The 26070-nt window shown below is 58.1% G+C and carries 26 protein-coding genes and 2 pseudogenes; 11 read left to right on the top strand and 17 right to left on the bottom strand.

The window, feature by feature from the left end; genetic code table 11:
- Nucleotides 1-23 precede the first annotated feature (23 nt).
- The 8 genes from PFAS1_RS26790 to PFAS1_RS26755 all read right to left on the bottom strand — a co-directional run bounded on the left by PFAS1_RS26790 (nt 24) and on the right by PFAS1_RS26755 (nt 7327).
- Entirely contained in the window at nt 24-764 is a 741-nt protein-coding gene (locus tag PFAS1_RS26790) for a hypothetical protein (protein ID WP_076031205.1), read from the bottom strand.
- A 34-nt stretch (nt 765-798) separates the two neighbouring features.
- Nucleotides 799-1479: a C39 family peptidase gene (locus tag PFAS1_RS26785; RefSeq protein ID WP_076031204.1), complete on the bottom strand. Its 681-nt coding sequence runs from the start codon at nt 1477-1479 to the stop codon at nt 799-801.
- A 62-nt stretch (nt 1480-1541) separates the two neighbouring features.
- Nucleotides 1542-3056 carry a heme utilization protein gene (locus tag PFAS1_RS26780; RefSeq protein ID WP_076031203.1) on the bottom strand — a complete coding sequence of 505 codons (1515 nt, stop codon included), beginning with the start codon at nt 3054-3056 and terminating at the stop codon, nt 1542-1544.
- Nucleotides 3057-3107: 51 nt separating this feature from the next.
- Complete coding sequence (locus tag PFAS1_RS26775; RefSeq protein ID WP_076031202.1) at nt 3108-3680, bottom strand: adhesin; 573 nt, start codon at nt 3678-3680, stop codon at nt 3108-3110.
- 1 nt (nt 3681) lies between these two features.
- The gene (locus PFAS1_RS26770; protein ID WP_076031201.1) at nt 3682-4119 is read right to left on the bottom strand and encodes a hypothetical protein; all 438 of its coding nucleotides are present in this window, start codon (nt 4117-4119) and stop codon (nt 3682-3684) included.
- Between the two features lie 330 nt (nt 4120-4449).
- Entirely contained in the window at nt 4450-4974 is a 525-nt protein-coding gene (locus PFAS1_RS26765; protein WP_076031200.1) for an AAA family ATPase, read from the bottom strand.
- Complete coding sequence (gene pnuC / locus PFAS1_RS26760; RefSeq protein WP_074876417.1) at nt 4971-5534, bottom strand: nicotinamide riboside transporter PnuC; 564 nt, start codon at nt 5532-5534, stop codon at nt 4971-4973. The genes PFAS1_RS26765 and pnuC overlap by 4 nt, the downstream gene beginning before the upstream one ends.
- A 158-nt stretch (nt 5535-5692) precedes the next feature.
- On the bottom strand, nt 5693-7327 hold the full coding sequence (locus PFAS1_RS26755) for a methyl-accepting chemotaxis protein (protein ID WP_076031199.1): 1635 nt from the start codon (nt 7325-7327) through the stop codon (nt 5693-5695).
- A 294-nt stretch (nt 7328-7621) separates the two neighbouring features.
- Here PFAS1_RS26755 and PFAS1_RS26750 point away from each other — a divergent pair, with 294 nt between their 5' ends.
- Nucleotides 7622-8452, top strand: coding sequence for an undecaprenyl-diphosphate phosphatase (locus PFAS1_RS26750; protein WP_076031198.1), 831 nt, complete (start codon nt 7622-7624; stop codon nt 8450-8452).
- Nucleotides 8449-8877 carry a DUF1294 domain-containing protein gene (locus PFAS1_RS26745; protein ID WP_076031197.1) on the top strand — a complete coding sequence of 143 codons (429 nt, stop codon included), beginning with the start codon at nt 8449-8451 and terminating at the stop codon, nt 8875-8877. The genes PFAS1_RS26750 and PFAS1_RS26745 overlap by 4 nt, the downstream gene beginning before the upstream one ends.
- On the opposite strand, the gene PFAS1_RS26740 is transcribed toward PFAS1_RS26745, so the two are convergent.
- Nucleotides 8874-9233, bottom strand: a complete 360-nt coding sequence (locus PFAS1_RS26740) for an MmcQ/YjbR family DNA-binding protein (RefSeq protein WP_076031196.1) — start codon at nt 9231-9233, stop codon at nt 8874-8876. The genes PFAS1_RS26745 and PFAS1_RS26740 overlap by 4 nt on opposite strands.
- Nucleotides 9230-10138, bottom strand: coding sequence for a LysR substrate-binding domain-containing protein (locus tag PFAS1_RS26735; RefSeq protein WP_076031195.1), 909 nt, complete (start codon nt 10136-10138; stop codon nt 9230-9232). The genes PFAS1_RS26740 and PFAS1_RS26735 overlap by 4 nt, the downstream gene beginning before the upstream one ends.
- 130 nt (nt 10139-10268) lie before the next feature.
- On the opposite strand from PFAS1_RS26735, the gene PFAS1_RS26730 reads away from it, so the two are divergent.
- Together PFAS1_RS26730 and PFAS1_RS26725 are read left to right on the top strand one after the other, a co-directional pair.
- Nucleotides 10269-10880: an FMN-dependent NADH-azoreductase gene (locus PFAS1_RS26730; RefSeq protein ID WP_056740026.1), complete on the top strand. Its 612-nt coding sequence runs from the start codon at nt 10269-10271 to the stop codon at nt 10878-10880.
- Between the two features lie 188 nt (nt 10881-11068).
- Nucleotides 11069-12106, top strand: a complete 1038-nt coding sequence (locus PFAS1_RS26725) for an alpha/beta hydrolase family protein (protein ID WP_076031194.1) — start codon at nt 11069-11071, stop codon at nt 12104-12106.
- An 18-nt stretch (nt 12107-12124) separates the two neighbouring features.
- Here the strand turns inward: PFAS1_RS26725 and PFAS1_RS26720 are convergent, their stop codons facing one another.
- Both PFAS1_RS26720 and PFAS1_RS26715 read right to left on the bottom strand, forming a co-directional pair.
- Nucleotides 12125-13312, bottom strand: a complete 1188-nt coding sequence (locus PFAS1_RS26720; protein WP_076031193.1) for an MFS transporter — start codon at nt 13310-13312, stop codon at nt 12125-12127.
- 247 nt (nt 13313-13559) lie between these two features.
- Complete coding sequence (locus PFAS1_RS26715) at nt 13560-15149, bottom strand: ABC-F family ATPase (protein WP_074876433.1); 1590 nt, start codon at nt 15147-15149, stop codon at nt 13560-13562.
- Between the two features lie 496 nt (nt 15150-15645).
- Between PFAS1_RS26715 and lpxO the strand changes: the two genes are divergently transcribed.
- Complete coding sequence (lpxO, locus tag PFAS1_RS26710) at nt 15646-16545, top strand: lipid A hydroxylase LpxO (RefSeq protein WP_076031609.1); 900 nt, start codon at nt 15646-15648, stop codon at nt 16543-16545.
- Between the two features lie 119 nt (nt 16546-16664).
- Here lpxO and ku read toward each other — a convergent pair whose 3' ends face one another.
- Nucleotides 16665-17525: a non-homologous end joining protein Ku gene (gene ku, locus PFAS1_RS26705; protein ID WP_076031192.1), complete on the bottom strand. Its 861-nt coding sequence runs from the start codon at nt 17523-17525 to the stop codon at nt 16665-16667.
- A gap of 203 nt (nt 17526-17728) precedes the next feature.
- Here ku and PFAS1_RS26700 point away from each other — a divergent pair, with 203 nt between their 5' ends.
- Together PFAS1_RS26700 and PFAS1_RS26695 are read left to right on the top strand one after the other, a co-directional pair.
- The gene (locus PFAS1_RS26700) at nt 17729-18085 is read left to right on the top strand and encodes a hypothetical protein (RefSeq protein ID WP_076031191.1); all 357 of its coding nucleotides are present in this window, start codon (nt 17729-17731) and stop codon (nt 18083-18085) included.
- 48 nt (nt 18086-18133) lie between these two features.
- Complete coding sequence (locus tag PFAS1_RS26695) at nt 18134-19285, top strand: PQQ-dependent sugar dehydrogenase (protein WP_076031190.1); 1152 nt, start codon at nt 18134-18136, stop codon at nt 19283-19285.
- Nucleotides 19286-19332: 47 nt separating this feature from the next.
- Here the strand turns inward: PFAS1_RS26695 and rimI are convergent, their stop codons facing one another.
- A complete protein-coding gene (rimI, locus tag PFAS1_RS26690; protein WP_074876441.1) occupies nt 19333-20430 on the bottom strand; it encodes a ribosomal protein S18-alanine N-acetyltransferase in 1098 nt (365 codons plus the stop codon).
- Nucleotides 20431-20522: 92 nt separating this feature from the next.
- Between rimI and PFAS1_RS26685 the strand changes: the two genes are divergently transcribed.
- Both PFAS1_RS26685 and PFAS1_RS26680 read left to right on the top strand, forming a co-directional pair.
- Nucleotides 20523-22097 (top strand): RimK family protein, encoded by a 1575-nt coding sequence (locus tag PFAS1_RS26685; RefSeq protein ID WP_076031189.1) that lies wholly within the window; start codon nt 20523-20525, stop codon nt 22095-22097.
- Nucleotides 22098-22104: 7 nt separating this feature from the next.
- Nucleotides 22105-23028, top strand: coding sequence for a magnesium transporter CorA family protein (locus PFAS1_RS26680; RefSeq protein WP_076031188.1), 924 nt, complete (start codon nt 22105-22107; stop codon nt 23026-23028).
- Here the strand turns inward: PFAS1_RS26680 and PFAS1_RS26675 are convergent.
- Entirely contained in the window at nt 23009-23341 is a 333-nt protein-coding gene (locus PFAS1_RS26675) for a DUF2834 domain-containing protein (RefSeq protein ID WP_076031187.1), read from the bottom strand. The genes PFAS1_RS26680 and PFAS1_RS26675 overlap by 20 nt on opposite strands.
- 247 nt (nt 23342-23588) lie before the next feature.
- Between PFAS1_RS26675 and ilvA the strand changes: the two are divergent.
- A pseudogene (gene ilvA / locus PFAS1_RS26670) lies at nt 23589-24590 on the top strand (threonine ammonia-lyase, biosynthetic); the annotation flags it as partial.
- Between the two features lie 18 nt (nt 24591-24608).
- Here the strand turns inward: ilvA and PFAS1_RS26665 are convergent.
- A complete protein-coding gene (locus PFAS1_RS26665) occupies nt 24609-24914 on the bottom strand; it encodes an NIPSNAP family protein (RefSeq protein ID WP_074876451.1) in 306 nt (101 codons plus the stop codon).
- 29 nt (nt 24915-24943) lie between these two features.
- Nucleotides 24944-25426, bottom strand: a pseudogene (gene eco, locus PFAS1_RS26660) (serine protease inhibitor ecotin).
- A 302-nt stretch (nt 25427-25728) separates the two neighbouring features.
- Between eco and PFAS1_RS26655 the strand changes: the two are divergent.
- Nucleotides 25729-25998: a DUF1652 domain-containing protein gene (locus PFAS1_RS26655; protein WP_076031185.1), complete on the top strand. Its 270-nt coding sequence runs from the start codon at nt 25729-25731 to the stop codon at nt 25996-25998.
- The last annotated feature ends 72 nt before the right edge of the window (nt 25999-26070 follow it).

Here is a 26070-nt window from a genome sequence, read left to right as displayed (position 1 = left end):
CATCTGATGAGACTGAGCGTAGATCAGAATCCCTGGGTGCGAAGACCTTTGAGCTGGTCCAGATTGCCGTTCAGCGAGCCGGCTGTCGCCACGTTGTCACGCAGCACGACATTGAGGGACGTGAGGTTTCGGACCTGGTTATCAGCGCCGAGCAAAGTCGTGTTCTGCATCAGCCCACCCTGGCCCAGGCGTTGTACCGTATTGCCCTGGTTGTTGTTGGCCACGATGTTGAGTTGCATACCCGTACCGGTCGAAGAAACGCTCAGCGAGCCCGCGCCATTGGCGTCGGCCAGCGTCGAGCCTGCGGCCAATGCCTGTCCTTGCTGTTGCGTTGTGGGCGCCTGATTAGACCTTGTGACGTTGATATCAACGTTGTTGTAGGCAGTGTTGTGGTCGCCGGCAGCACGCACGACTTGAGTGACACCTTCAGTGGTATTGAGGCCGTCGCCGCCAGTGACGGTGCCGGTGCCTTGTGAGCTCGCTGAGCCATAACCTTTTTCATTGATTATCGACACATAGAACTGTGGCTTGATGGTCGATTGTTGAATTTGCATCGAGGACGTTGCCCCGATCACTTCACCGTTGGCATTTTGCCAAGTGCTGGTCATGACGATGCCGAAACTGATGATCCGCCCCGGCATGACATAGCGGCCGCGCAGGGATGCCAATTCGTGATCCTTGAGTTCAATGGGTTTGAGCGTTTGTGCCTCGGTCGGCAGGCTGGCGGCCAGGCAAACCACGGCCAGCCAGATTGGAGTCTTCATTGGAATGCTCCCGGAGCGTCGTGCTCCCTTGTTATTAGAAGAAGTCGCTTTGGATGAATCCGAAATCCATCAACTCTGCGTCTTGCACCGGGCTGAAGGTGTTGATGCGGTTCTTGGCGGTCAGTGGCAGGGGTGGGTCGAGCAACGCATTGGATTTGTCGTAGCCCTGGCCGATGACGGCAAAGATGATGCCGTTCCAGCCTTTTACAAAGTCTTCGACTTTGTAACGTTTATGACCGAGTACCGGATCTCCGATGTATACCCAGCCGTTATGAACCCGTTGCATGACTACAAAATGTTTGTAGCCACGGATATCCATGAGTACCACGACCGGAATTTTGATTTCGCTCAACGTTTCCGTCGCTACCCGGTAACCACGGGCCCGCATGCCGAGACTTTCCACGTAACGCTTCATGTCGAGCATGGAGAAGCCCTGGACGCGGACAAGGTCTTGATCCGAGTGGGCCAGCATGCCTTCGATGATTTGTTCTTCGTCTACATCCAGCCAATAGGCCTGGCGCAATATCGTCGCCAGCGCCGCTGCGCCGCAACTGAAGTCGGTTTTCTGCTGTACCAGGTCGGAAAACTTGCGCTCACGAATGCTTTGGATCGGCTTATATACCAACCCGCCACCCGGCAGGACGGAAAGCGGCAGTTGTGCAGCCTCGATAACACTGGCCACGCAAAGCAGGAACGCCAAGGCGATAATGCGCATAGCGGGATGCCTTCTGGTGGTGTTGAAAAAGGCCCCCGTAAGGGGGCCTCCAGAGACAGCAGTTAGAACGATTGGTTGGAGATGGCCAGCGAGTTGCTTTGCTGGTTGCCCACACCGGCAGCTACGTTGACGCCCAGGTTGCCACTGCCACCATTCACCGAACCGCTCAGGGTTGCAGTGTTGGTCACAGGGTTGGCCCAGCCAGTTGGAGTCAGCACTTGATAAGAGTAGGTGTTGCTCAAATCATATGAGCTGCTTTCACTCCAGCTTCCCGCTTTGGCGTACTCAGATTCGGACGACTTGCTGCCCGATTTATCGTACGAGGACGCGGTCGATTTCTCGAACGAAGCGTCGAACGCTTTCTCGAACGACGATTCGCGCGATTTGTCGTACGAGGATTCATGCGATTTGTCGTACGAGGAGTCACGTGTACGGTCGTACGAGGAGTCGCGTGAACGGTCGAACGAGGAATCGCGCGAACGGTCGTACGATCTGTCTACCGCTACATCAAGTGTTGCGTCAACCGATGCGCTAAGCGATGCCTCGGAACTCCTGCTACGGGTGCGATCGCCAAAGCCATTGTTATAGGTAGTGGAGCTGGAAGCCGCTGCTTCAGCGTCCAAAGTAGCGCCCAGGGAAGCATTCAGAGAAGCACTCGAAGAACCGCTAGCACTGCTGCTGTTGGAACCGCTTGCACTGCTGCTGTTGGATCCGCTAGCAGAACTGCTGTTGGAACCGCTTGCAGCGCTGCTGTTGGAACCACTTGCAGCGCTGGCGGATGAACCGCTTACATCAATGCTAAGCGAACCGCTGGCTTCGGAGCTTTTGGAACCGGCCGCAGCCCAGCTCGAAGAAGCGCTTTGACTGCCACTAGCCTCGAAGGACTTCTCGCGAGAGGCACTACCACTAGCGGTTTTGGTAACCGTAATGGTATCCACGCGGTAGGTCCGGTCAGCGGTGTTGTTCACTGTCAGGCCAGGACCGTCTTGATTGGCGGAGGCGGTGGCTCTTGCGCTACCGAGTGGAGCATTGGTATTGGCAATTGCCATGGTGTTTTTCTGTTGGTTCAGATCGCCGCCAGCAATGTTGACACCCACGTTGCCGCTGCTGCCGTCGGCGGATCCACTCATCACGGCAGAGTTGGTTACGCCGAAGTTGTCGACGCGGTTACGGTTGCTGGTTTGCCTGACGTCAGCGGTGGCATTGGCAGTGCCGAACACGAAGCTGTTATCGATCGCGGCGTTGTCGGAGGCTGCGTTAGCGATGGCGGCGGCGTTGTCTTGCTGGTTGCCGGAACCTGCCGCCACGTTGACGCCGACGTTGCCGCTTGCGCCTGCGGCCGAACTACTCATCTCGGCTGAGTTTTCTACCCCTTCATTCCAGATGCGGTTGCCGGTACTGCTCTGTCTGTCGTTCGCATTGGCAGTCGCGCTGATAGGGACCATTTTTGCAGGAGGGTTGTGATGGCCACCGTTGTGATGGTTGCCACGCCGATCGTTTTGCCCAGCTTGTGCAGCAACAGCCAAGACCGCAGCGATTGCAAAAACCAGAGGTTTTATTGCCATCGAAGGTTTCATGGTGATTCTCCGTACTTATTTTAGGTTAAGTGTTGTACCTACCTGTTTGGGTCAATCCATGACCCGTACGCTCAGGGTGTTGGCCGTTCGGTTTCCCACCCCGGCGCTCTGATTCAACTGGATCACCCCACGGCTACCGGTGAAGGCCTGATCGCTGGTAGCGACCTGGCGATAGCCTGGTGCAGAGTCAGTTGGATCGGAGTTGATGATCAGCGCCACGTTCTGTTGCCTGAGGACGCTGTCGTCGATGCTTTGCGGCTGTGTGCCGATGCTTATACGCAGGGCATTGGCCTGCTGGTTGCTGGCGCCCGCGCTCTGGTTGACGCCCAGAACGCCGTTGCCCTGGCTGAAGGAGTCGCCTTGAATGCTGGATCGCGCATCGATCCTGGGGTCGACCACCGTACGCAGCCGTTGGCGAATCTGCGTGGTCGCATTGGCTCCATGGCCAGCGGCGATGGCCCGGGCGTTAGCCTGTTGCTGTAGATCGCCGGCAGCCTGGTTGACCGCGAGGTTGCCCTGGTACTGCGTGCCCGAGCCGTCGATGTTGGCGTTATTGATGACGGGAGATTGGGCGAAGGTCGATGCACTGCAAAACATGGCGATAATCAGCAGCGTACGATTCATCTTAACGGTCTCCCGTTATGACTTTCAGAGCACCCAGGCCTTGCTGGACGCTTGAATTGACCATGTTGGCGATACCGTTTCCGGCATTTCCAGAGCGCCCGGCGGGGAGGTTGGAAAGCTGGGTCTGGTTGCTGATATTGCCGCCCAGGTTATTGGTGTTTTGAGTGACCAGGCGGGAGATGCCTGCACCACTGGCAACACCGGCAAAGTCGCCGTCGCTCAACTCGTTCGTTTGACTGATGATTTGTTTGGACGGGTTGGCATTGGCGGTCGTGGGGCTAGGATCGGGAATTATCGGAGCACGCGTTGCCATGCGCGGTTGGACATCACGTTTGATAATGATGATGCCGTTGTCTGCTTGTACGGGCATGCAGACACTTGAGCCCAGTGCGCATCCGATCAGCAGGAGGCCATAAATGCTGTTATCACGTTTCCCCACGGCGGCAATTCCTTCTGTAAGTGGAACGCTGGCCCTTATCAGCGTTGCGAGGTAGAGAGCAGAAGGTGTGCCGGTTTTGGTTTTTCTTTTGAAAACAGATGCTTGGCTTTTTTTGTCGATAAGGTCAAAAAAGTTTGTAACGCCGCCGAGACATAGCCACGTGAAAATGCCGTCGATGCTGGCGGCATTTGCTTGCTAGCGGCGCGGAAGGCAGGTTGTATCGGTGGCTTAACATGTTCTTGCAGGAATGCTTGAACCGCTTTAGTTCGCGGGTTTGCACGGGGGAGGGTGTTTCAGTAATGGACATTTTCGGCAGAGCGGTGGGGGCGCTCAGGTGTTGAGCAAGTGCGTCACAGCCTCGAATGCTGCGTCCTTGCGTTGTTGCCAGTCACCTTGCAGCACCTGGAAAGGTTGATGGTGCAGGTCAAGCCATTGGCGGCTGGCCTGGAAAAATGCCAGACGTTCTGCCAGTTGCGGCTGGCAACGTTGTCCGTCGTCATGCCAGTCCACGGTTTCAGGACTCAACAGCAAATGCAGGTCATAGTGCCGTGCCAGCAAGGCTTGTTCGATCCACGTCGGGCAATCGCCAAACAAGGTCTGGCTCCAGAGAATGTTGCTCAACAAGTGAGTGTCGAGAATCAGCAAATGCGGCTGCCGGGCGCGTGCCTCGTCTTCCCATTTAAGCTGTCCGCGAGCGATTTGCGCAATGTCGGCCAGGCAGGTATCTCGTGGGTTTTGTTCGATGAACCAGCGTACATACTCGTCTACCAGCACCCCGCCGAAATGCTGTTGCAACTCGCCTGCCAGCCAACTCTTGCCGCTGGATTCGGGGCCTGTGAGTACCAGGACTTTCATGTGCGCAATGCCAGATCGGCGCGCCATTCCCGCCAGCCTTGCACGGCAATCACGGCGAACAGCGCGTAGAGCCCGGCAGTCAGGTACAGGCCTTTGTAGATAAACAGCCCGACGAAAATTATGTCCAGGGTGAACCACAACGGCCAGCATTGAACGCGTTTTTGCGCCATCCATAACTGCGCCACCAGGCTGAAGCCAGTGAGTGCCGCATCGAGCCAGGGTTGTGCAGCATCGGTCCAGTTCGCCATTGCAGCGCCGAGCAACAGACTGCCGACCGCGCCAATGGCCAGACTGATAGCAACTGATTTACCGTCGAGCAGGCTGACCTGCCGACCATGTCGCGCGCCACCCGCATGTGTCCACTGCCACCAGCCATAGAGCTGCAATGCGGCGTAGATCACTTGCAGGAGCATGTCCGAGTAGAGCTTTACCTCAAAAAAGATCCAGCTATAAAGCAGCACCATGACCAGACCGATCGGCCAGCACCAAGGGTTCTGTTTGACCGTCAACCAGACGGCAATGACACCGAGGGCAGCGGCAAACAGTTCAAGCCCGGACATGGAGGTTCCTTGGGGGAAGTCGAAGAGGGGGCGATTGTAACGGCAGGCGCGGCCAAGTAGAACCGGCGTGCTGTGTAGCAGCTGCCGCGCCTGCGAGGTGTGGTGAGGGGATTTATCCCCTCACCACAGGCTCGGCCGCTGCTACACAGGGCTTGTCGTTACACCCGGAACTGCTTGAGCAGCCCGTTCAATTGCTCACTCAATTCCTTCAGGTGAACGCTGGCCACGCTCGACTGTTCGGCCGCCAGCGCGGTGCTGTGGGACAAACCGGCGGCCTGGGTGACGTTCTGGTTGATGTCCTCGACCACATGCGCCTGTTGCAAGGTCGCGCTGGCGATGGAGGCGTTCAACCCGTTGAGATTGCGCAGCGCCTGGGCAATGGCATTCAGGCTTGCGCCGGCCAGGCCGGCCTGCTCGATGGTCAACTGCGATGCACGGCTGCTGTCGCTGATCACTTTGACCGCGGCTTCGGAGTGGCTTTGCAGGCGTTCGATCATCGACTGGATCTCGGCCGTGGACTTCTGGGTCCGCTGAGCGAGCAGTCGCACTTCATCGGCCACCACCGCAAAACCGCGACCTTGCTCGCCGGCGCGAGCAGCTTCGATGGCTGCGTTGAGGGCCAGCAGGTTGGTTTGCTCGGCGATGGAACGGATCACTTCGAGAACGCTGCCGATCTGCGTGCTTTCGGCGGCCAGGGTACGAATCACGTCCACTGCCTGATCGATAGTCGACGACAGCTTGTCGATCTGTTGCAGGCTGCCATCGATATTGACCTGGCCTTGCTGCGCCTGAGACTCGGCATCGCGCATTTCACTGGCGGCGTGCTCGGCGTTTTTCGCGACGTCGTGGACGCCATACGTCACTTCATTAATGGCTGTGGCCACCAGTTCCATTTGCTGGGATTGTTGCTGGCTGCGTTGCTGGGCCTGGGCGGCGTCGTTGCCCAGTTCGCTGGAAGACTGGCCGAGGGCACTGGCGGATACCTGCAGTTCTCTGATCACCAGCCGCAGCTTGGCGGTGAAGGCGTTGAAGTGGCGTGCCAGTTGCGTGACTTCATCCTGGCCATGGGTATCGAGGCTGCGGGTCAGGTCGCTTTCGCCGCTGGCGATGTTGGCCATGGCGTTCACGGTTTCCTGCAAGGGACGCACGATGCTGCGGGCGATCAGGATGACCAGTAGCGCCATGACCAGCGCTATCACCAGCCCCACGAATGTGGCCTTCCAGACCTGACCATAGAACTCGGCCTGCATGTCATCGATATACACGCCGGAACCGATCACCCAACCCCAGGGCTCGAAGAGTTTGATGTAGGACGTTTTTTCTACCGGAGCGCTCGCGCCCGGTTTCGGCCAGCGATAGTCGACGGTACCGGCCCCCTTGGACTTGGCGACGGCGACCATTTCATTAAACAGGGCAAAACCGTCCGGGTCGCGGATCGCCGAGAGGTTCTGGCCGTCGAGTTTCGGGTTGGCCGGGTGCATGATCATCACCGGCGTCAGGTCATTGATCCAGAAGTAGTCATTCTGGTCATAACGCAGACCGCGAACGGCGCTCAGTGCCTGCTTCTGCGCAGCATCGCGAGTGAGGGTGCCGGCAGTTTCGAGGCCATGGTAATAAGTCAGAATGCCGCTGGCGGTTTGCACCACATGCTGGGTTTTCTGGGCCTTGGCCTGGTAAAGGTCATCGTGAATCTGCTTGAGCATCAAGACGCCCAACGTCATTAGCATCAGGACGGCCACGATCAAGATGAGCCACAAGCGTCGGCTGATCGACATACTGCGCAAGCTGTTCATAACGCTGTCACTCCGGTTTCTTTTTCTTGTAAAAAATGATCGCCAGCATCCAACCACACTTTGCCAATCGGTCATATCCGACCCAAGTCCAACAACGCGGCAGCGTTAATCAGACTTGTCTGATAGGATTTCGGCCCCGCGCGGAAAAACCTGAATCCAAGTCGATTTTTCACGGAATTTTTATGGTTTCGTCCGGATTCTATGCGTGCGGCGCAGCAGCGACGCTGACCGCAGTCAACGTTGTGAAAAAATATTAATGGGGCATGCCGTGGCGCATTGCTTCTTGGGGGATTGATGGATCTTTGGACTGCCTTTTCGGCGTTGATACTTGGGGTGGTAGAAGGGCTGACGGAGTTTTTACCGATTTCCAGTACCGGTCACCAAATCATCGTGGCGGACTTGCTCGACTTCGGTGGCGAACGGGCCATCGCTTTCAACATCATTATTCAGCTGGGGGCGATTCTGGCGGTGGTGTGGGAGTTCCGCCGCAAGATCTTCGACGTAGTCATCGGTTTGCCGACCCAGCCGAGCGCTCGACGCTTTACCGCGAATCTGTTGATTGCGTTCATGCCGGCCGTGGTACTTGGGGTGATTTTTTCCGATTTGATCCACGAGTACCTGTTCAACCCGATCACTGTCGCGACGGCGTTGGTTGTGGGCGGCATCGTCATGTTGTGGGCCGAAAAGCGTCAGCATGAAGTGCATGCCGAATCCGTTGACGACATCACTTGGAAAGATGCCCTGAAAGTCGGCTTCGCCCAGTGCCTGGCGATGATTCCCGGGACGTCACGCTCCGGCTCCACGATCATTGGTGGCTTGTTGTTCGGGCTGTCGCGCAAGACCGCTACCGAGTTCTCGTTCTTTCTGGCGATGCCGACCATGGTCGCAGCGGCGGTTTACTCGGGCTACAAGTATCGCGACCTGTTCGTTCCGTCTGATTTTCCGGTGTTCGCGATCGGTTTTGTCACGGCGTTCATCTTCGCGATGATTGCCGTCAGAGCCTTGCTCGTGTTCATCGGCAGCCATAGCTATGCGGCGTTCGCCTGGTATCGCATCGCGTTCGGCCTGTTCATCCTGGCCACCTGGCAGTTCGGCTGGGTCGACTGGACCGCGGTCAAGCCATGAATGATGGCAGCGCGCGCAACAACCCCGGACGCAAGCCCTCAGGAGCGATTCGCAATCTCCAGCTGAAACTGTTGGTGTTTGCGGTCCTGTGCACGTTGCCGCTGTTTGGCTCGATCTCGTTGTGGCTGCGTGGGGTTTCGGTTATTCCCCTGGTAGCTTACGGGGTCGTCAGCCTGCTGGCGTTCTTGCTGTACTGGAGCGACAAGCGCAAGGCGCGCGCTGACCATTGGCGCACGCCGGAGAACGTGTTGCATGCGGTGGAACTCGCCGGAGGGTGGCCGGGCGCCTTGCTGGCGCAGCAGCTGTTCCGTCACAAGACGCGCAAGCTCTCGTATCAATTGGTGTTCTGGATCATCGTGCTGATGCATCAGGTGTTCTGGATCGATCAATTGTTTCTGGGTGCAAATCTGCTGGCGCTGTTTTAAAGCAGCAGCCCGACCTGGGTGCGCTTGGGCAACTTGCTCACGACCAATTGATGGGAACGCTGCAACAAACCTTGCAGCTCTTCACGGCCCAGCGGGTAGGGCGTTTCCATGATGATCCACTGAGCCCGCGCCAGATACGGCGCCGGGCGGATTCCCGGGCGGTCGCAATGACCGAGAAACAAGTCCTTGTCGACCTTGAAGGCCAGGGATTCGCCCCGCAGATTCTGCAAGGCAAACATCTTGTTCCCGGCAATCGAAAACACCCGTACGCCACCCCACTTGTAGTCTTCCCGCGCACCCGGCAGCGCGAGACAGAATTGCGCGACATCTTCTTCGCTCATACGTCCAGCCTTCATATCAGTCGATCCCCACAGGCATTGAATGATTCGATCAAATGGTCGAGCCAGGCGCGTACGGCCGGCATCACTCCGCGCCGATGAGGGTAGACCGCTTGCAGCCAGCCGCCAGGCAACGACCAGTCGGGCAGCAACTGTACCAGCGAGCCGTCTTGCAGTTCCTGCTCGCAGTACATCATCGGCAGCATGGTAAAGCCCTGGCCGGCGAGGGTGCAGGCCTTGCGCACGATAAAGTCATCGATGCCCAATCGCGCTTCGAGGGTGAGGTCGCAGCTTTTGCCCTGTTGGTCGAGCAGGCGGATATGCACCAGGCGATCAGCTTCCAGGGCACCGAGCACGGGCAGGTTTCTCAAGTCTTCGGGGTGATTGATTTTACGTCCTTGCAAAAAGCCGGGGCTGGCAACCATCGCCATCTGCGCCTGGCGCAAACGTCGGGTAACCAACAGCGGATCCTCGTCGCCCAAATCACGCACCCGCAATGCCACATCGACGCCCTCGGTCACCAGGTCGACGCGGCGGTTGAGCAACATGACCTCCAGTTGAACCTGAGGATACTTCTCAAGGAAATCGCTGATCACTGTCGGCAGAATTTCGTGGGCCAACCCGACGGGGCAGGACACCCGCAACCGCCCGCGAGGTTCGCTGGACATACTGGCCACGGCTTCGTCGGCCATTTCGGCTTCCAGCAGCATTGCCTGACAGTGCCGCAAGTAACGTTCACCGACGGCGGTCAGCTTCAGTTGGCGAGTGGTGCGTTGCAGCAGGCGCGCGCCGAGGCGCTCTTCCAGCTCGGCGATGCGCCGCGACAATCGCGACTTGGGAATGCCGAGCAAACGCCCGGCCGCGGCGAAACCTCCGGCTTCAACCACCTTGGCGAAGTAGTAAAGATCATTGAGGTCTTGCATGGTGGGCGCTCGATTGTTCTATCAGTGGGACGAACTATCGCATTGTTGCAGTCTAATCAGCTATTGGTTTCGCCTGTAGGATTCTCCCCATCAGATCGCCACGTAGCGATCCTCACCTGGAGATCCCCCCATGAAACTGCTGCATATCGATTCGAGCATTCTTGGTGACAACTCGGCTTCCCGTCAGCTGAGTAGCGAAGTCGTTAAAGCCTGGCAAACCGCCGAGCCGACGGCCGTGGTGACCTACCGCGACCTGGCCGCCGATGCCATCAGCCATTTCTCCGCCACGACCCTGGTCGCCGCCGGCACCACCGCTGAACTGCGCAATGCCGCCCAGCAGCACGAAGCCGAGTTGAGCGCCACCACGCTGGCCGAGTTCCTCGCCGCCGATGCCGTGGTGATTGCAGCTCCGATGTACAACTTCACCATCCCGACCCAACTCAAGGCCTGGATCGACCGCATCGCCGTCGCCGGTCAGACTTTCCGTTACACCGAAGCCGGTCCTGAGGGCCTGTGCGGTGGCAAGAAAGTCGTCATCGTATCGACTTCCGGCGGTCTGCATGCTGGTCAAGCGACTGGCGTGGCTCACGAAGAATACTTGAAGGTGCTGTTCGGCTTCATCGGCATCACCGACCTCGAGTTCGTCCGTGCCCATGGCCTTGCCTACGGTGACGAAGTCCGCACCAAAGCCATGAGCGACGCGCACACGCAAATCAGCGAGCAGTTGTTCGCCGCCGCGTAAGGCCTTTGTAAAGAAAATCAAACAGCTCGAGCAGCACTCAAAAAACTCTGTATTCTGATCACGCAAGTGCCAGATACGGAGTTTTTTGTTTCTGGCTGTTTCTTGCTGTTTAGAGTTTCATTAAATAGTGGCCCGAGTCATGCAGTCGAGGGTTAACGTCCCCGGTCAGTAGCCAGGTGGAACCTTCCATGGTGCGTCTTTGTGCAGCCTTGCTGATTTGCCTGCTCAGCAGCCTGAACTCGGTGCACGCCGCGCCTGCGCCGCATCCTCACTGGAGCGTCGGCTTCCATGAGATGAGTTTCCTTGACCCTCTGGATTTGCAGCCGATGCGCGCCATCGCCTTCTATCCTTCCAGCGACAAGGAACACTCCAGCCTCCTCGAGGGCTACACGGTCGAAGCGGGCGAAGACACCCGAGTCGCTATCGGCCGTTTCCCGATGCTGATGCTGTCCCACGGCAACACCGGAACCCCGCTGGCCTTGCACGACCTCGCCACGTCGCTGGCACGTAAAGGGTTTGTGGTGGTGGCGGTGATCCATCCCGGTGACAACTCCAAGGACCACAGCCGCCTCGGTACGTTGAGTAACCTTTACGGTCGGCCCATCCAGATTTCCGAAGCCATCACCGCGACGCTGGGCGACCGAATGCTCGCGCCCTTCGTCAATGCCGATCAGATCGGTGTAATCGGTTATTCGGCGGGCGGGGAGACGGCGCTGATTCTGTCCGGCGCGACACCCGACCTGGAGCGTCTGCGCCGCTATTGTCAGGAGCGCCCGGACGACCGCGATGCCTGCAACACCCAAGGCGAATTGATTGCGGATCGTGATGACTTGCAACCGGTGGCAGACCCGCGGGTTCGCGCCTTGCTGCTCATGGCGCCGTTGAGCCTGAAGTTTGGCCGCCATACCCTGGCCGACGTGCATGTGCCGGTGCTGCTCTACAGCGGCGACGGCGACAAACTGGTGGCGTTCGACAAGAATGCCGCCGCCCTGGCTCGCAAACTGCCGATTGCACCGGACTTCAAGTTGCTGGCGGGGGCAGGGCACTTTGTGTTCCTGGCGCCGTGCAACGAAGAGCAGATCATCGCCATGCCGGCGCTGTGTACCGATGCCGATGGCGTCGATCGCAAAGACATCCATCGCAACATGATTTCCGAAGCCGGGCGTTTTTTCTCACACGCACTGGCCAAGCCGACCCGCGCCGGAATGCAGACTGCCGATCAATAAGAAATCCTTGTAGGAGTGTCAGGCCATTGCGCGGCGTTTCAGTAACAACGTCAGTCCGAGACCAGTTACAGACAACAACGCCGCACTGAAGAAAATCCACGAATACCCCAGGTTCAACGCCACGGCGCCCATCAACGGCCCGGCAATCGCCAGCGCCAGGTCGAAAAACACCGCGTAAGCACTCAACCCCGCCCCGCGGCTGGAATTGGGCACTTGCTTGATCGCTTCGACCCCCAGCGCCGGATACACCAGCGACAGACCGAACCCGGTCAGGCCTGCGCCGATCAGCGCATAACCGGTCGAAGGCGCGAGCCACAGCAACACCAGGCCCACCGTTTCAATGCTCATGCAGGCAATGGCCGAGGTGAATCCACCAAAACGGCTGATGCTGGAGATGAACAACAGTCGCGCCAATATGAAACACACGCCGAACACCGTCAGGCAATAAGCCGCGCCGGCCCAGCCACGGCTGACGTAATACAGGGTAATAAAGGTGGTTAACGTGCCGTAACCGATGGAAGCGAGGCTCAGGCTCGCGCCGAACGGCGCAATGCGCCCGAACACTGCCCAGAACGGCAGGCGCTCGCCGCGAATCACCGGCACCGAGGGTTTGTTTCGGATCAGCAACAACGCCGCCAGCGCCAGCACCGACAGCGCGATCCCAAGACTGGCGAATCCCAGTTCACCGACCATCACCACGCCAAGCGGCGCACCGATGGCAATGGCGCCGTAGGAGGCGATGCCGTTCCAGGAGATCGATCGCGCGGTATGTTCCGTGCCCACCTGACCCATGCACCAACTGATGGTGCCGACCCCGATCAAGCCCTGGGCAATCCCCAGCAACAAGCGGCCGGCGATCAGGATCAACAGGCTCAGCAACGGAAGACTTTGCAGCAGCGTTGAAATCAACGTCAGCACGCCGCTCAACACAATCCCCGATAACCCGTAAACAATCGCCCGCTTGGTGCCGATGCTGTCCGACAGACGCCCGGCCATCGGGCGGCTGAGCAGGGTGGCCAGGTATTGAGAGCCGATGGTCAGCCCCGCGATGATCGCGCTGAAACCCAACTGCTCGTGGACATACCCCGGCAACACCGCAATTGGCAGACCGATGCAGAGGAAGGCAATAAAGGTATAAAAGACGATGGAGACGATCTGCAGGGTGATCGCCAGGGAGCTTTGCGGTGGCAGCTGCTGCACAGACATGAGGGCTCGTTCGCGGGCGGCGGTAAGAGAACCGCATCATGGCGTGGGCGAAAAATAAAAGAAAGCAGGCTAACTATGTTCGTTGCGCTTGAGGGCCTCTTCGCGAGCAAGCCCGCTCCCACAGGGGAACGCATTTCAAATGTGGGAGCGGGCTTGCTCGCGAAGGTTTCCGCACCACAGAATTACTAAACCCTGAAATGCAAAAAGCCCCGTCACCAGGACAGGGCTTTTCAGTTTCGGCAGCTTTTTAGAACACAACGCCCTGGCTACGCAGGTAGTCGTCATAGGTGCCGCTGAAGTCGATCACGCCGCTAGGGCTGAGTTCGATAATGCGTGTGGCCAACGACGATACGAACTCACGGTCATGGCTGACGAAGATCAGCGTGCCCGGGTAGTTCTCCAGCGCCAGGTTCAGCGCCTCGATGGATTCCATGTCCAAGTGGTTGGTCGGTTCGTCCATGATCAGCACGTTCGGCTTTTGCAGGATCAGCTTGCCGAACAGCATGCGACCTTGCTCACCACCGGAGATGACCTTGACCGACTTGAGGATCTCGTCGTTGGAGAACAGCATACGGCCGAGGGTACCGCGAACGATTTGCTCGCCGCCCTGGGTCCATTGGCCCATCCAGTCGAACAGGTTGCAGTCGTCTTCGAAGTCGTGCGCGTGGTCCTGGGCGTAGTAGCCCAGTTCCGCGGCGTCGGTCCATTTCACGGTGCCGGCATCCGGGGTCAGTTCGTTGACCAGGGTGCGCAGCAGGGTGGTTTTGCCGATACCGTTCGGGCCGATGATCGCCACGCGCTCGCCGGCTTCAACCTGGAAGCTGAAGTCCTTGAACAGGGTCTTGCCGTCGAAGCCTTTGGCCATGCGCTCGACGATGACCGCCTGACGGTGCAGCTTCTTGGTTTGTTCGAAACGGATGAACGGGCTCACGCGGCTCGAAGGCTTGACCTCGGCCAGCTGGATCTTGTCGATCGCCTTGGCGCGGGACGTGGCCTGCTTGGCTTTCGAGGCGTTGGCCGAGAAGCGGCTGACGAACGATTGCAGTTCGGAGATCTGCGCTTTCTTCTTGGCGTTGTCCGACAGCAGTTGCTCGCGGGACTGGGTCGCCACGGTCATGTACTCGTCGTAGTTGCCCGGGAACAGGCGCAACTCGCCGTAATCCAGGTCAGCCATGTGGGTGCACACGCTGTTCAGGAAGTGACGGTCGTGAGAGATGATGATCATCAGGCTGGAGCGCTGGGTCAGGATGTTTTCCAGCCAGCGGATGGTGTTGATGTCCAGGTGGTTGGTCGGTTCGTCGAGCAACAACACTTCAGGATCGGAGAACAGCGCCTGGGCCAGCAATACGCGCAGTTTCCAGCCTGGGGACACTTCGCTCATCGGGCCGAAGTGTTGCTCGATGCCGATACCCAGGCCCAGCAACAGTTCGCCAGCACGGGATTCGGCAGTGTAGCCGTCCATTTCGGCGAATTCGGTTTCCAGCTCGGCAACGGCCATGCCGTCTTCTTCGGTCATTTCCGGCAGCGAGTAGATACGGTCGCGCTCGGCCTTGACCTTCCACAGCTCTTCGTGACCCATGATCACGGTATCGATCACGGTGAATTCTTCGTAGGCGAACTGGTCCTGGCGCAATTTACCCAGACGCACGTTCGGCTCGAGCATGACCTGGCCGCCGGACGGCTCGAGATCGTTGCCGAGGATTTTCATGAAAGTCGACTTGCCGCAACCGTTAGCGCCGATCAGGCCGTAGCGGTTGCCCGCGGCGAATTTGACCGAAACGTTTTCGAATAGCGGCTTGGCGCCGAACTGCATCGTGATGTTAGCTGTAGAGATCAAAGGTTTTTCCTGCGAAGCATTCAGAGTAGCTAGGGGTGCGGCAGTACCGATTCAGTACCCGTTTCCGGTTTTCGAACCACAGGAAATGCATCCCGGTCAGAAGCGGAAGGTCCATCTGGCAATAAGTGGACAGCAGCATATGGAGCGCTTGGCCCGAGTCGAAGTGCGCTGAGACGGGGTTCATTCCCGTCATCAACCAAGGGGGGCGCGTAATGTTTGGCGGCGATTGTACTGGTCTGGCTCTTTAAACGATAGGGCGTTAAGGCCGCACGGCCACTTTGGCAGCATCAGTGGACAGTTTTTCACATCTGAAGGTTAACTATTGGTTACAAACTGTGGCTAAAATGCCATCTATCACCTGCTGCCGACAGACGGTACAGGCTCAAGAACGGGCCATTCAGGACCGCTGTTGTTAATTCAGACGCTGCACAAGACCCTCGGGCCGATCGATCGGCAAGGGACGCAGTTTGTTCACTTCTGACGTGTGACGATTTTTGTGAAATTGATCATTGCCGCTATCTATGTTGTATCCATCGCGTACGTCCACTTGCGCGGACGTGTGCGCCACAAGCTGGGCCGCCAATTGAGCGACCACTCGACGTTTCTGGCGCCGATCAACTGCTTCCTTTATCTATTCTCGAAAATCCCCAACAAGCCTTTTCTCAACCCGGCCGACTTTCCCGATCTCAGTCCGTTGCAGGACCATTGGGAAGAAATTCGCGCCGAGGGCCAGAACCTGCTCAGGGCCGGGGAGATCAAGCGCTCGAATCAATACGACGACGTCGGCTTCAACTCGTTCTTCAAGACGGGCTGGAAGCGTTTCTACCTGAAGTGGTACGGCGACAGCCATCCATCGGCGATGAAACTTTGCCCGCGCACAACCGAATTGGTGCAAAGCATCGGCTCGATCAAGGCTGCGATGTTCGCCGAGCTGCCGCCGGGCTCGAAGCTGGTGCGTCACCGCGATCCGTACGCCGGTTCCTACCGCTATCACCTGGGCCTGGAAACCCCGAACGATGCCGGTTGCTACATCAACGTCGATGGCGAGAACTACCATTGGCGCGACGGTGAGGCGGTCATGTTCGACGAGACCTTCATTCATTACGCCGAAAACACCACCGGGCAGAACCGCATCATTCTGTTCTGCGATGTTGAGCGGCCGTTGAAGTATCGCTGGGCGGCGGCGTTCAATAGCTGGTTCAGCCGTCATGTGATGTCGGCGGCGGGCGCGCCGAACGATGCGGGCGACAAGACCGGCGGTCTCAACCGCTTGTTCGCCAAGGTCTACAAGATTCGCCTGCGTGGCAAAGCGCTGAAGAAGCGCAACCGCAAGCTTTACTACCTCGAAAAGTGGGCGATTTTTGGCGGATTGCTGGCGATTTTCGTCTTGATCTAAAGATTGTGTCACGGCGTATGGCCCCTTCGCGAGCAAGCCCGCTCCCACAGTTGACCGCGATCTAATGTGGGAGCGGGCTTGCTCGCGAAGAGGCCATAACATTCACCGCAAACTTTCAATCAGCCACGAGAAGTCTTCGTGGCTTTTTTGTTTACGGCGGGTTTCGCGGCGGGCTTCGTTTTGCCCGTGCTCTTGCCACCCAGGCTGCGTTTAAGCAGCTCGGTCAGATCGATAACATCGGCGGTTTTACGCTCATCTTCGCCAGTCGCCGTTTCGACAGCTTCGATTTTTCCTTCGTTGGCCTTTTTCTCCACCAGGGCCATGATCTTGTCTTCAAAACTGTCGCGATAATCCTCGGGGCTCCAGTCTGCGCTCATGTCCTCGACCAGTCGTTTGGCCATCTCTAGCTCACCCTTGGCCAGTTGGGGCTTGGTGACTTCACTGCCCAACTCAAGCGTATCCAGGCTTCGCACTTCGGCAGGCCAGCGCAGCATCACCAATACCATCGCCGACTCCAGCGGCATCAAAGCCGCAAGGTGCTGGCGCGTGTGCAGCACAACATGAGCCAGGGCGACTTTATTGGTTTGGCTTAACGTTTCGCGCAACAGCGCATAGACCTTGCCACCGCGTTTGTCCGGCGCGAGGTAGTAGGGCGTATCAATGTTTTGCAGGGGGATCTGCTCGCTGTCGACAAAAGAAAAGATGTCGATGGTCTGCGTGGACAGCGGGTGCGCCGACTTGATTTCCTCTTCGCTGAGGACCACATACTGGCCCTTTTCATACTGCACACCTTTAACGATATGTTCCTTGGTCACTTCCTTGCCGGTGACCTTGTTGATGCGCTTGTAGCCCACCGGGTCCATGCTGCGGCTGTCGAGCCAATCGAAGTCGATCCCTTGCGAGGACGTCGCCGAGACCAGTGCCACAGGGATATGCACCAGACCGAAACTGATCGCGCCTTTCCAGATTGCCCGTGCCATGGTCGTCTTCTCGCGAGTGATGTTCAGGTGACCTGTGTCCTGGCGTAAAAGTTTCAGTGGCTTGCGGCCCGGTCCAGCGGGGGATGAACGGCGTCCTCAACTTCGTGTTACATCTTGCCCAGGAGGTTTTAGTTAACAAATCCGAACCCCGGGCGTAGCGTGATATCGAAGTTCCAATCCCCCTGATGTCGAGAGGCTCCCCCATGAACAGATTTGTGCTCGGCTGCACCGCGTTGGCCTTGAGTGGCGTGCTGAGCAATCTGGTCCAGGCTGACACCACAACGCCACCTTTTTCATTGCTGTTGGCCCAGAGCCCGACGGGCAACTCCAGCAATCCTTACAACAGCCCGATTCGCCGGGCCAATCCCAACAGCATGCAAGGCACGCAACCCGGCGCGCCGGTCATTCGTGGGCCAAACACAGTGCCCGTGCCGCGCCCTCCGACGCTGGACAATGGTGGCATCGGCAACCGCTATCCCCAGGATCGCTCGCCTCCTTCCACTCCACCGAAATTCATTCCCAATCCACCTCATCGAGACGCAAACACCAGCAACCGTTGAACGGCACGACAGCGTTGCCAGCCATTCGAACGACAAAAGGAATCGTGCATGTTGCGTAAAACCCTTCTGGCCACTCTGTGTGCCAGCGCACTGATCACTGTCACGGCGCCGGTTTTCGCGGCGCCAACCCAGAACTTCAAAAGCGAACAGGGCACCCTTGAGGTGACGACCATGACCAAGGGGCTTGAACATCCCTGGGCCTTGGCGTTTCTTCCCGATCGCCAAGGAATGCTGGTGACCGAACGGCCCGGCAATCTGCGGGTGGTCAGCGCCGATGGCAAACTGTCCGCTCCGCTCAGTGGCGTGCCAAAGGTTTGGGCCAAGGGGCAGGGCGGCTTGCTGGATGTAGCGTTGTCGCCCGACTTCAAGCAAGACCGCACGGTCTACTTGTCATATGCCGAAGGTGGCGGTGAGGGCGACAGGGCCGGGACGGCGGTCGGGCGTGGGCGTCTCTCTGACGACCTCACCGCCATCAAGGATTTCAACGTGATCTTCCGCCAGGAACCCAAGCTTTCGGTCGGCAACCACTTTGGTTCGCGCCTGGTGTTTGACCGCGACGGCTATCTGTTCATCACCCTTGGCGAGAACAATGACCGTCCGACTGCCCAGGACCTCGACAAGCTGCAAGGCAAGGTCGTGCGGATCTACCCGGACGGCAAGGTGCCGGATGACAACCCTTTTGTCGGTCAGGCTGGCGTACGCCCGGAGATCTGGTCCTACGGCCAGCGCAATCCGCAAGGCGCGGCGCTCAACCCTTGGACCGGCACCCTCTGGGAAAACGAACACGGTCCCCGGGGAGGCGATGAAATCAACATCATCGAGCGTGGCAAGAACTACGGCTGGCCGATGGCAACCCATGGCATCAACTATTCCGGCCAACCGATTCCGGAAGCCACGGGCAAGACTGCCGAAGGCACCGTCGGCCCGCGCCACGTCTGGGAAAAGTCCCCCGGCCTCAGCGGTATGGCGTTCTATGACGCTGACCGTTTCAAAGCCTGGCAGCACAACGTGTTTATTGGCGCGCTGGTGAGCCAGGAGTTGATTCGCTTGCAGTTCGATGGCGACAAGGTCGTTCACGAAGAGCGATTGCTGGGCGAACTCAACAAGCGCATTCGCGATGTGCGGCAAGGCCCGGACGGGTATTTGTATGTGCTGACCGACGAGGACGACGGAGCCCTGTACAGGATCGGACTCAAGTAACACATCCCCTCGCCACAGTTCGCCAGCTGCAACAAGGGTTGTGAAGCTCATGATCGGGTGTACAGAACCACTGCCGCGCGCAACTTGCCTCGTCCGAAGCTGCTCATCTTGTCGAATTCGCCATGGCTGACCGGCAGATGCTGGCAGTCCATGGGTTGGCGATGCTGACTGTGATCGACATCCGGGTCATGCAGGTAGACAAACTCTTCATCGCAATCGGTGACGATCACCCAATGCGGCGATTTGGAACGGGTCAGTCGATAGCTGCTGATCAGCACCAGCGGTTGTCCGCCACCGTCCAGTAACCGTGCAAGGTTCAGTGGTCCGCCGATCACTCGCTCCACATCAGTCTCCTGTAGCTGCGTGGTGAATTCCTCGTGTACCAACCGCATTACCTCTTTTTTATGCGCATCGCGTACGCCATCAAGAAACAGTGGCCCGGCCATGCTCAATTGCAAACGCACCCCAAAACCCCGTCGCCATGCCGCCAGCGCCAAGCCTTGAGGGCTGCAGCCACCATGGCCGGAAGTCATGAACACGGTGGTCGCTTCGCGCCAGATCTGCAGTTCTTCGCGCCGCTCCAGCACGCGATCCGCTTGCAGTGCGCCCATGCCCATCAGCAGACAGGCCGGGCCGCAGGTGAAATCGGTGGTCTGCTGATACCAGGGCACCTTGATGTTGCGCGAGTCGCGGTGCTGGAGGATGCGCTTCTCCAGCCTCAGCGCGTCGGTATGGTCCTGGTAGTAGTCGTGAATCAGTGCGAAGCGTCGGTAACCATTGCGCTCGTACAAAGCGATGGCTGCCGGGTTGTCGATGCGCACTTCCAGTCGCAGGTAGGCGCAGTCGTGCTCAAGGGCGCAGGCCTCGATGCGTTGGAGCAATTGTTTGCCCAGGCCGCTGCCGCGCGCGTCGGTGGCGATCGCAATCGAGTAAAGGCGCGCCAGCGAAGTGCCCCGGTGAAACAGCACCACGGCGTAACCGACCAAGTGCTCGCCACGCTGGGCCACCAGCAGTTGCCCGTGGGCCCGGGTGATCATCCATTGAAAACTGCGACGATTAAGCCGATCCGTGGTGAAACAGTGTTGTTCGAGTTCCAGCAGTGCTGGCAAGTCTTCAACCATCGCCAAGCGAAAAACCAGATTCATATGACCACCGTAAAAGTTGCGTAACGAAACGGGACTTTCTAAAAAGTTCGTGCTTAATAGGAAAGGTCTTGTTCTCCAACGGATCAATCACTATGTCAGCGGTACAGGGTCATTGGCGCGAAGTATCCGAGCAAACTTTGCCGGCGGCAACTTATTTAAATGACGGTGTTAGAACTTCCAGCCAGTTGATTATCATCGTCGAACGCAAGGAAGACTGGGCCTCTTACTTCCCCAGTGAAGACATCGTGACGGCACAGGAATACCTCGAAAAAACCCGTGATGACGAGCGGGGCAAGCGGGTCCAGGTGATCAACCTGTGCCGCAGCTACAAATACCTGGGGCACGGCTACTACTGCTCGTTGCTGGCCGAAGCCCGCGGACACAAGGTAATTCCGTCGGTGCGGACCATCAGCGAACTGACTCGAAAGTCCTTGTATGGCCTGGCCCTGGATGATCTGGATAAAACCCTGGAAAAAGCCCTCAGTCATCATCTTTACAGTGACACCGAAGGTTTTACCCTGACGCTGTACTTTGGCAAGACTCATATCGAGCCGTTACAGGATCTGGCGCGACAGTTGTTTGAAGTCTTCCCGTGTCCGATATTGTTAGTTGAGTTTCGTCGAACTAACGGCTGGCACATTGACGGGATAAAGTCCGGTGCCTTGCATAAGTTACGCGAAGATCAGGAAGATCAGTTCGCCCACTCACTCGACAGTTTCAGTCGCAAGATCTGGCGAGTACCGCGCTCCCGCCGTGTGGCCCGTTATGACCTGGCCATCCTGCACGATCCCCAGGAAGCGTTGCCGCCGTCGAATGCCAAGGCGCTGGACAACTTCGTCAGGGTTGGCAAAACGTTGGGCATCGACGTCGAGCTGATCGAACGCAAGGACTACGCACGTATTGCCGAATACGACGGTCTGTTGATCCGCGAGACGACCAGCGTCGACAACCACACCTACCGGTTCGCCAAGAAAGCCGAGAGCGAAGGGCTGGTCGTGATGGACGATCCGGCGTCGATTCTGCGTTGCACCAACAAGGTGTACCTGACCGATCTGCTCAAGAGTCATCAGTTAGGCATGCCCGCCACCGAGATTCTCTACAAAGAGCGACCGGAAGACTTTGAGCGGGTCGGCGAGCGCCTCGGTTTCCCGTTGGTGTTGAAGATCCCCGACGGCTGTTTCTCTCGGGGCGTGATCAAGGTCGAAAGCCAGCAGGCCTTGCTCGAAGCCACGGCCGAACTGTTCGAGCATTCGGTGCTGTTGCTGGCCCAGGAATTCTTCTACACCGAATACGACTGGCGCATCGGCGTGCTCAACCGCAAACCCATTTTTGCCTGCCAGTACTTCATGTCCAAGGGCCATTGGCAGATCTACAACCATAAGGCCAAGGGTCAGGACATCAACGGTGAATGCCGTACCCTGGCGGTTCACGAAGCGCCGCGGGCGGTGGTGGAACTGGCGGTGAAGACCGCGAACCTGATTGGCGATGGCCTCTACGGTGTCGACCTCAAGCAATCCGGCGACAAAGTGGTGGTGATCGAGGTCAACGACAATCCGAACATGGACGCTGGCATCGAAGACGCTTACTTGCAGGACGATCTGTATTCACTGGTGCTGGAAGAGTTCGTCCGTCGCCTTGAACTCAAGCGCCGCGGCCAGGCCTGGTGAGCGGCCGATGATCAAGAGCTTTCAACTGATCCACGGCGCCCTGCACAAAGTCGAACGGCTGGACGCCGAAGTGATGCTCTTCAGCAACCCCGACGCCGCCGAGCGGGACTTGCTGCACAGCCATTTCAAGCTCGATGAGCACGCCCTGGCCTCGGCCCTGGACCCCGACGAGGTGTCACGCATCGAGTTTCACCCCGACAACCTGTTCCTGATCTGGAAACGCCCGGAAAACTATTCCGGTGCCGGCAGCCTGGCTTTTGAAGTGTCGTCCTGCGGTTTGCTGTTTTCCGAGCATCGTTTGCTGGTGATCGCCACCGACGACTCGCCGCTCAGTGGCCTCGGCATGCGCCAACCGCTGAACACGCCACTCGATGTGTTGCTCGACCTGCTGTTCAACAACATCCATCACTACTTGGGCCACCTGAAGGTGATCAAACTGGTTGCCCGGGAGTTGCAGCAGAAATTCAACGCGTCGATGCAGAACCAGCACCTGATCCAGATGTTCAACCTCAGCGAAAGCCTGATCTATTACATCAACGCGATTCACAGCAACGGCGCCGTCCTGACCCGGTTGCGCAATCACGCCGCCAAGGAACATTTCAGCGTCGAAGCCATTGGCCTGATCGACGACCTGATCATCGAAAACAACCAGTGCTACAAACAGGCGGAAATCTACTCCACAGTGTTCTCCGGGCTGATCGACGCCCGGGGCAACCTGATGAACAACAGCATGAACAACCTGCTGCGCAAACTGACGTTGATCAATGTGGTGTTTCTGCCGCTGAACCTGATTGCAAGTATCGGCGGCATGTCCGAGTTCAGCATGATGACGGCGGGCGTGCCATGGTGGGTTTCGTATCCGCTGTTTCTGAGCGCGATGATAGTGGGGGCTGGAATGATGGTGCTGGGGCTCAGACGGTTGGCGAAGTGACGGCCGTTCTCCGATCCTGCAGGCCACGGACCACGAGGTATACCAGCGGCCCGATGGAGACGAAAACAGCGGTGATCAAAAGGTAGGGAACCACCGACCACCCCGACCGCCCGCGCTTGCGCGCATCCGTGTACATCCAGATGCCCGCGAGCGTCGCCAGCAGGTACAAATCAATTACCACCTGCGCCGTGTCGGGGCGCGACATCAGGCTGATGCCGAAGTCGATCAATGACTGTTCGGCCTGCAGCATCACCGAAACGGTGTAGCCGGCGAACGCAATCAGGGTAATGAGGGGCAGGGCGACAGACTTCATGTTTCCTTCCTTGGGATGATGAGTAGAGTCGCCAGCCTACAGAGGCCGAGTAGAATTGGCCATTGACTTGCCATCAACGCCCGGCTAATTTCCGGGCATGACTTCCACTGTATTTCGCTGCCAGCCAAGCATTATTACCGCCATTCCTTATTTGGCGGGCTAGCTCACGACTGCAGCACCCAACCCGCCCTAGAGGCGGGTTTTTACTTTCTGCCTCCTGGGTTCTGATCAACGTCAGGAGACGACCATGAGCAGCACCAACGCCCAGCAGACCTTGCTTGAGCACTACGTGAAAAAGATCCTCGCCGCGCCCGTGTATGAGCTCGCGGTGCGTACGCCGTTGCAGGTGGCACCGGCACTGTCCGAGGTTTTGGGTAACCAGATCTTGCTCAAACGCGAAGACCTGCAACCGACCTTTTCCTTCAAGATCCGCGGCGCCTACAACAAACTGGTGCAGTTGAGTGATGAGCAAAAGGCACGCGGCGTGATCACCGCTTCGGCGGGCAATCATGCCCAGGGCGTGGCGCTGGCAGCACGTGAATTGGGGATCGCCGCGACCATTGTGATGCCGCGCACGACACCGGAATTGAAGGTGCTCGGTGTTCGCAGTCGGGGGGCTGACGCCGTGCTGCACGGCGAGAGTTTTCCGTTTGCCCTGGACTATGCGCTGAACCTGGCACGGCAAACCGGTCGCACCTTTGTCTCGCCTTTCGACGACCCGGATGTGATCGCCGGTCAGGGCACCGTCGCCATGGAAATCCTGCGTCAGCATCAAGGTTCGCTGGACGCAATCTTTGTCCCGGTGGGCGGAGGTGGCTTGATCGCGGGCATTGCAGCGTATGTCAAATACTTGCGACCTGAAGTCCGCATCATCGGTGTCGAGTCGGAGCATTCCGCGTGTTTGTCCGCGGCATTACAGGCTGGCGAGCGAGTTGTCCTGCCGAGCGTAGGCACTTTCGCCGACGGTGTCGCCGTCGCCCAGATCGGTGCTTATGGTTTCGAGGTCTGCCAGTTTTGCGTCGATGAAGTGTTGACGGTCAGCAACGACGAACTCTGCGCCGCCATCAAGAATATCTACGACGATACCCGCTCGATCACCGAACCTTCCGGCGCCTTGGCCGTGGCCGGCATCAAGAAATACGTAGCGCAGACCGGCGCCCGTGGTCAGACGCTGGTCGCGATCGACTCGGGCGCCAATATCAATTTCGACAGTTTGCGCCATGTGGCCGAGCGCGCCGCATTGAGCGACGTCCCGGCGTGAGCGGTGTCAGGCCAGCAGCGGGCGCAGGAATGTCCGCTCATAGCTGACGATAAACTTCTTTTCGACCAGCGAAGCTACGAGCGCGGCACTTTCGGCGTCGGTCATCGCGATATGCCGGTAGCTTTCGTAGTCTGCCAGCGAAGGAAAGCTGAACAGGCAGTAGGCGATATTGCTCGCGCCCTCGGAAGGCAGGAAGTACCCGTGGTGCGTACCGCCCAAACGTTCGACGATGCCGAGCCAGGCTTTGGCATAGGCTTCGAACTCGCTGAGTTGGTACGGATCGATCACATACTTGACGTGGCAGGTAATCAAATTGGCGCTCCTGTAACGGGATAGAACGGTTATTCCTGGACGGCTTTCTCGACCTTGCTCGACGCCGACCAGATCCGGTAGCGGACTTCGACGTCTTTAGGCACGTAGAGCACGATCGGCAGTTTGCTGTTGTAGCGCAGCATGAAACCGTCACCGACCACCGGCACGAAGTCTTTTGTGCTCTTGCCGTCCGGGCAGGCCATCAGCGTGCTCATCGGGCCGATGACTTTTTCCAGTCGGTAGAACGGGTAGCCCTAGCCTTCGAGGTTTTTCTCCTCGAGAATGCCGCCCAGGCGTTGGAGATTGCAGTCGACGGCCAGGGTTTTGCCGGCGAGGATTTCGACCTGGTAGCCGTCTTCCTGAGTCTGTGGGGCAAGGTGAATGACCTGGCGGGTGAAACCGCTGTCAGCTTTGGGGAATGGCGCGACCTCTTCGAGTCTCGCGGCGTGCGCAGCGAACGACAGTCCAGCAACTATTAGCCCAACGGTATTGATGTGGATCAACGAACCCATGATCGCCTCCTTGCTTGTGAGTGGTGTCAGCAGATACTGATTGCCAGGCCGCATTCTTACTGCGGTTAGCTGTGAATGCAAACTGAAGGGAGGTGTGCAAATTGCAGCGGCGCAATGGGGCGGCCTTGCAGCTTGCATGAGGCCGTTTAGCGCTGGTTTCGCTAAATCGTTGATTTACCGATGAGCTGCAGGGCGAAATCCCGGGCATGTTTTATGCTGTAGCTGGTCTCAAGCTGATCGGGGATTTCTTGGCGTCAGTATCGATAGTTGATTGGCAGTCTCACATTAAGGAGAGGGTCACCATGTTTCTTTCTGCCTTGGAACTTCGCAATATCATTGAAAGCAGTTTTTTACCGAAACGTTGTCAATGCACGCTGTCGCCGGACCTGTCGATGACAGTGAAGGTGTATTCCGATCGGGAAACCGACCATCTCGATCTCATGGTGACCGGAATCAATGCCAAGAGGCTAAATGGTTGCCGCGAAATCAATGACCTGATCGCCGGGCTGCGCTCTGACATGCAGCACCAAACCATTGCCCAGGCTCTGCATCCAGACAGAAAAGCGCTTTAACCCGCGGCTTCGAATTCCACCGACGCACGCCAGGTCTGGAAACACACCAGACCCAGCGCCAGTTCGATCAGA

The organism is Pseudomonas frederiksbergensis (genome assembly GCF_001952935.1).
In the GTDB taxonomy this organism is placed as follows: domain Bacteria; phylum Pseudomonadota; class Gammaproteobacteria; order Pseudomonadales; family Pseudomonadaceae; genus Aquipseudomonas; species Aquipseudomonas frederiksbergensis.
The sequence above is the reverse complement of the archived record's forward strand: the minus strand, read 5'-3'. Positions and strand labels throughout refer to the sequence as shown.

What these genes read in the sequence shown, in the direction of transcription:
- PFAS1_RS26790 (WP_076031205.1), bottom strand. Translation starts at nt 764, where the DNA reads ATGAAGACTCCAATCTGGCTGGCCGTGGTTTGCCTGGCCGCCAGCCTG.
- PFAS1_RS26785 (WP_076031204.1), bottom strand. Translation starts at nt 1,479, where the DNA reads ATGCGCATTATCGCCTTGGCGTTCCTGCTTTGCGTGGCCAGTGTTATC.
- PFAS1_RS26780 (WP_076031203.1), bottom strand. Translation starts at nt 3,056, where the DNA reads ATGAAACCTTCGATGGCAATAAAACCTCTGGTTTTTGCAATCGCTGCG.
- PFAS1_RS26775 (WP_076031202.1), bottom strand. Translation starts at nt 3,680, where the DNA reads ATGAATCGTACGCTGCTGATTATCGCCATGTTTTGCAGTGCATCGACC.
- PFAS1_RS26765 (WP_076031200.1), bottom strand. Translation starts at nt 4,974, where the DNA reads ATGAAAGTCCTGGTACTCACAGGCCCCGAATCCAGCGGCAAGAGTTGG.
- pnuC (WP_074876417.1), bottom strand. Translation starts at nt 5,534, where the DNA reads ATGTCCGGGCTTGAACTGTTTGCCGCTGCCCTCGGTGTCATTGCCGTC.
- PFAS1_RS26755 (WP_076031199.1), bottom strand. Translation starts at nt 7,327, where the DNA reads ATGAACAGCTTGCGCAGTATGTCGATCAGCCGACGCTTGTGGCTCATC.
- PFAS1_RS26750 (WP_076031198.1), top strand. Translation starts at nt 7,622, where the DNA reads ATGGATCTTTGGACTGCCTTTTCGGCGTTGATACTTGGGGTGGTAGAA.
- PFAS1_RS26745 (WP_076031197.1), top strand. Translation starts at nt 8,449, where the DNA reads ATGAATGATGGCAGCGCGCGCAACAACCCCGGACGCAAGCCCTCAGGA.
- PFAS1_RS26740 (WP_076031196.1), bottom strand. Translation starts at nt 9,233, where the DNA reads ATGAAGGCTGGACGTATGAGCGAAGAAGATGTCGCGCAATTCTGTCTC.
- PFAS1_RS26735 (WP_076031195.1), bottom strand. Translation starts at nt 10,138, where the DNA reads ATGCAAGACCTCAATGATCTTTACTACTTCGCCAAGGTGGTTGAAGCC.
- PFAS1_RS26730 (WP_056740026.1), top strand. Translation starts at nt 10,269, where the DNA reads ATGAAACTGCTGCATATCGATTCGAGCATTCTTGGTGACAACTCGGCT.
- PFAS1_RS26725 (WP_076031194.1), top strand. Translation starts at nt 11,069, where the DNA reads ATGGTGCGTCTTTGTGCAGCCTTGCTGATTTGCCTGCTCAGCAGCCTG.
- PFAS1_RS26720 (WP_076031193.1), bottom strand. Translation starts at nt 13,312, where the DNA reads ATGTCTGTGCAGCAGCTGCCACCGCAAAGCTCCCTGGCGATCACCCTG.
- ku (WP_076031192.1), bottom strand. Translation starts at nt 17,525, where the DNA reads ATGGCACGGGCAATCTGGAAAGGCGCGATCAGTTTCGGTCTGGTGCAT.
- PFAS1_RS26700 (WP_076031191.1), top strand. Translation starts at nt 17,729, where the DNA reads ATGAACAGATTTGTGCTCGGCTGCACCGCGTTGGCCTTGAGTGGCGTG.
- PFAS1_RS26695 (WP_076031190.1), top strand. Translation starts at nt 18,134, where the DNA reads ATGTTGCGTAAAACCCTTCTGGCCACTCTGTGTGCCAGCGCACTGATC.
- rimI (WP_074876441.1), bottom strand. Translation starts at nt 20,430, where the DNA reads ATGAATCTGGTTTTTCGCTTGGCGATGGTTGAAGACTTGCCAGCACTG.
- PFAS1_RS26685 (WP_076031189.1), top strand. Translation starts at nt 20,523, where the DNA reads ATGTCAGCGGTACAGGGTCATTGGCGCGAAGTATCCGAGCAAACTTTG.
- PFAS1_RS26680 (WP_076031188.1), top strand. Translation starts at nt 22,105, where the DNA reads ATGATCAAGAGCTTTCAACTGATCCACGGCGCCCTGCACAAAGTCGAA.
- PFAS1_RS26675 (WP_076031187.1), bottom strand. Translation starts at nt 23,341, where the DNA reads ATGAAGTCTGTCGCCCTGCCCCTCATTACCCTGATTGCGTTCGCCGGC.
- PFAS1_RS26655 (WP_076031185.1), top strand. Translation starts at nt 25,729, where the DNA reads ATGTTTCTTTCTGCCTTGGAACTTCGCAATATCATTGAAAGCAGTTTT.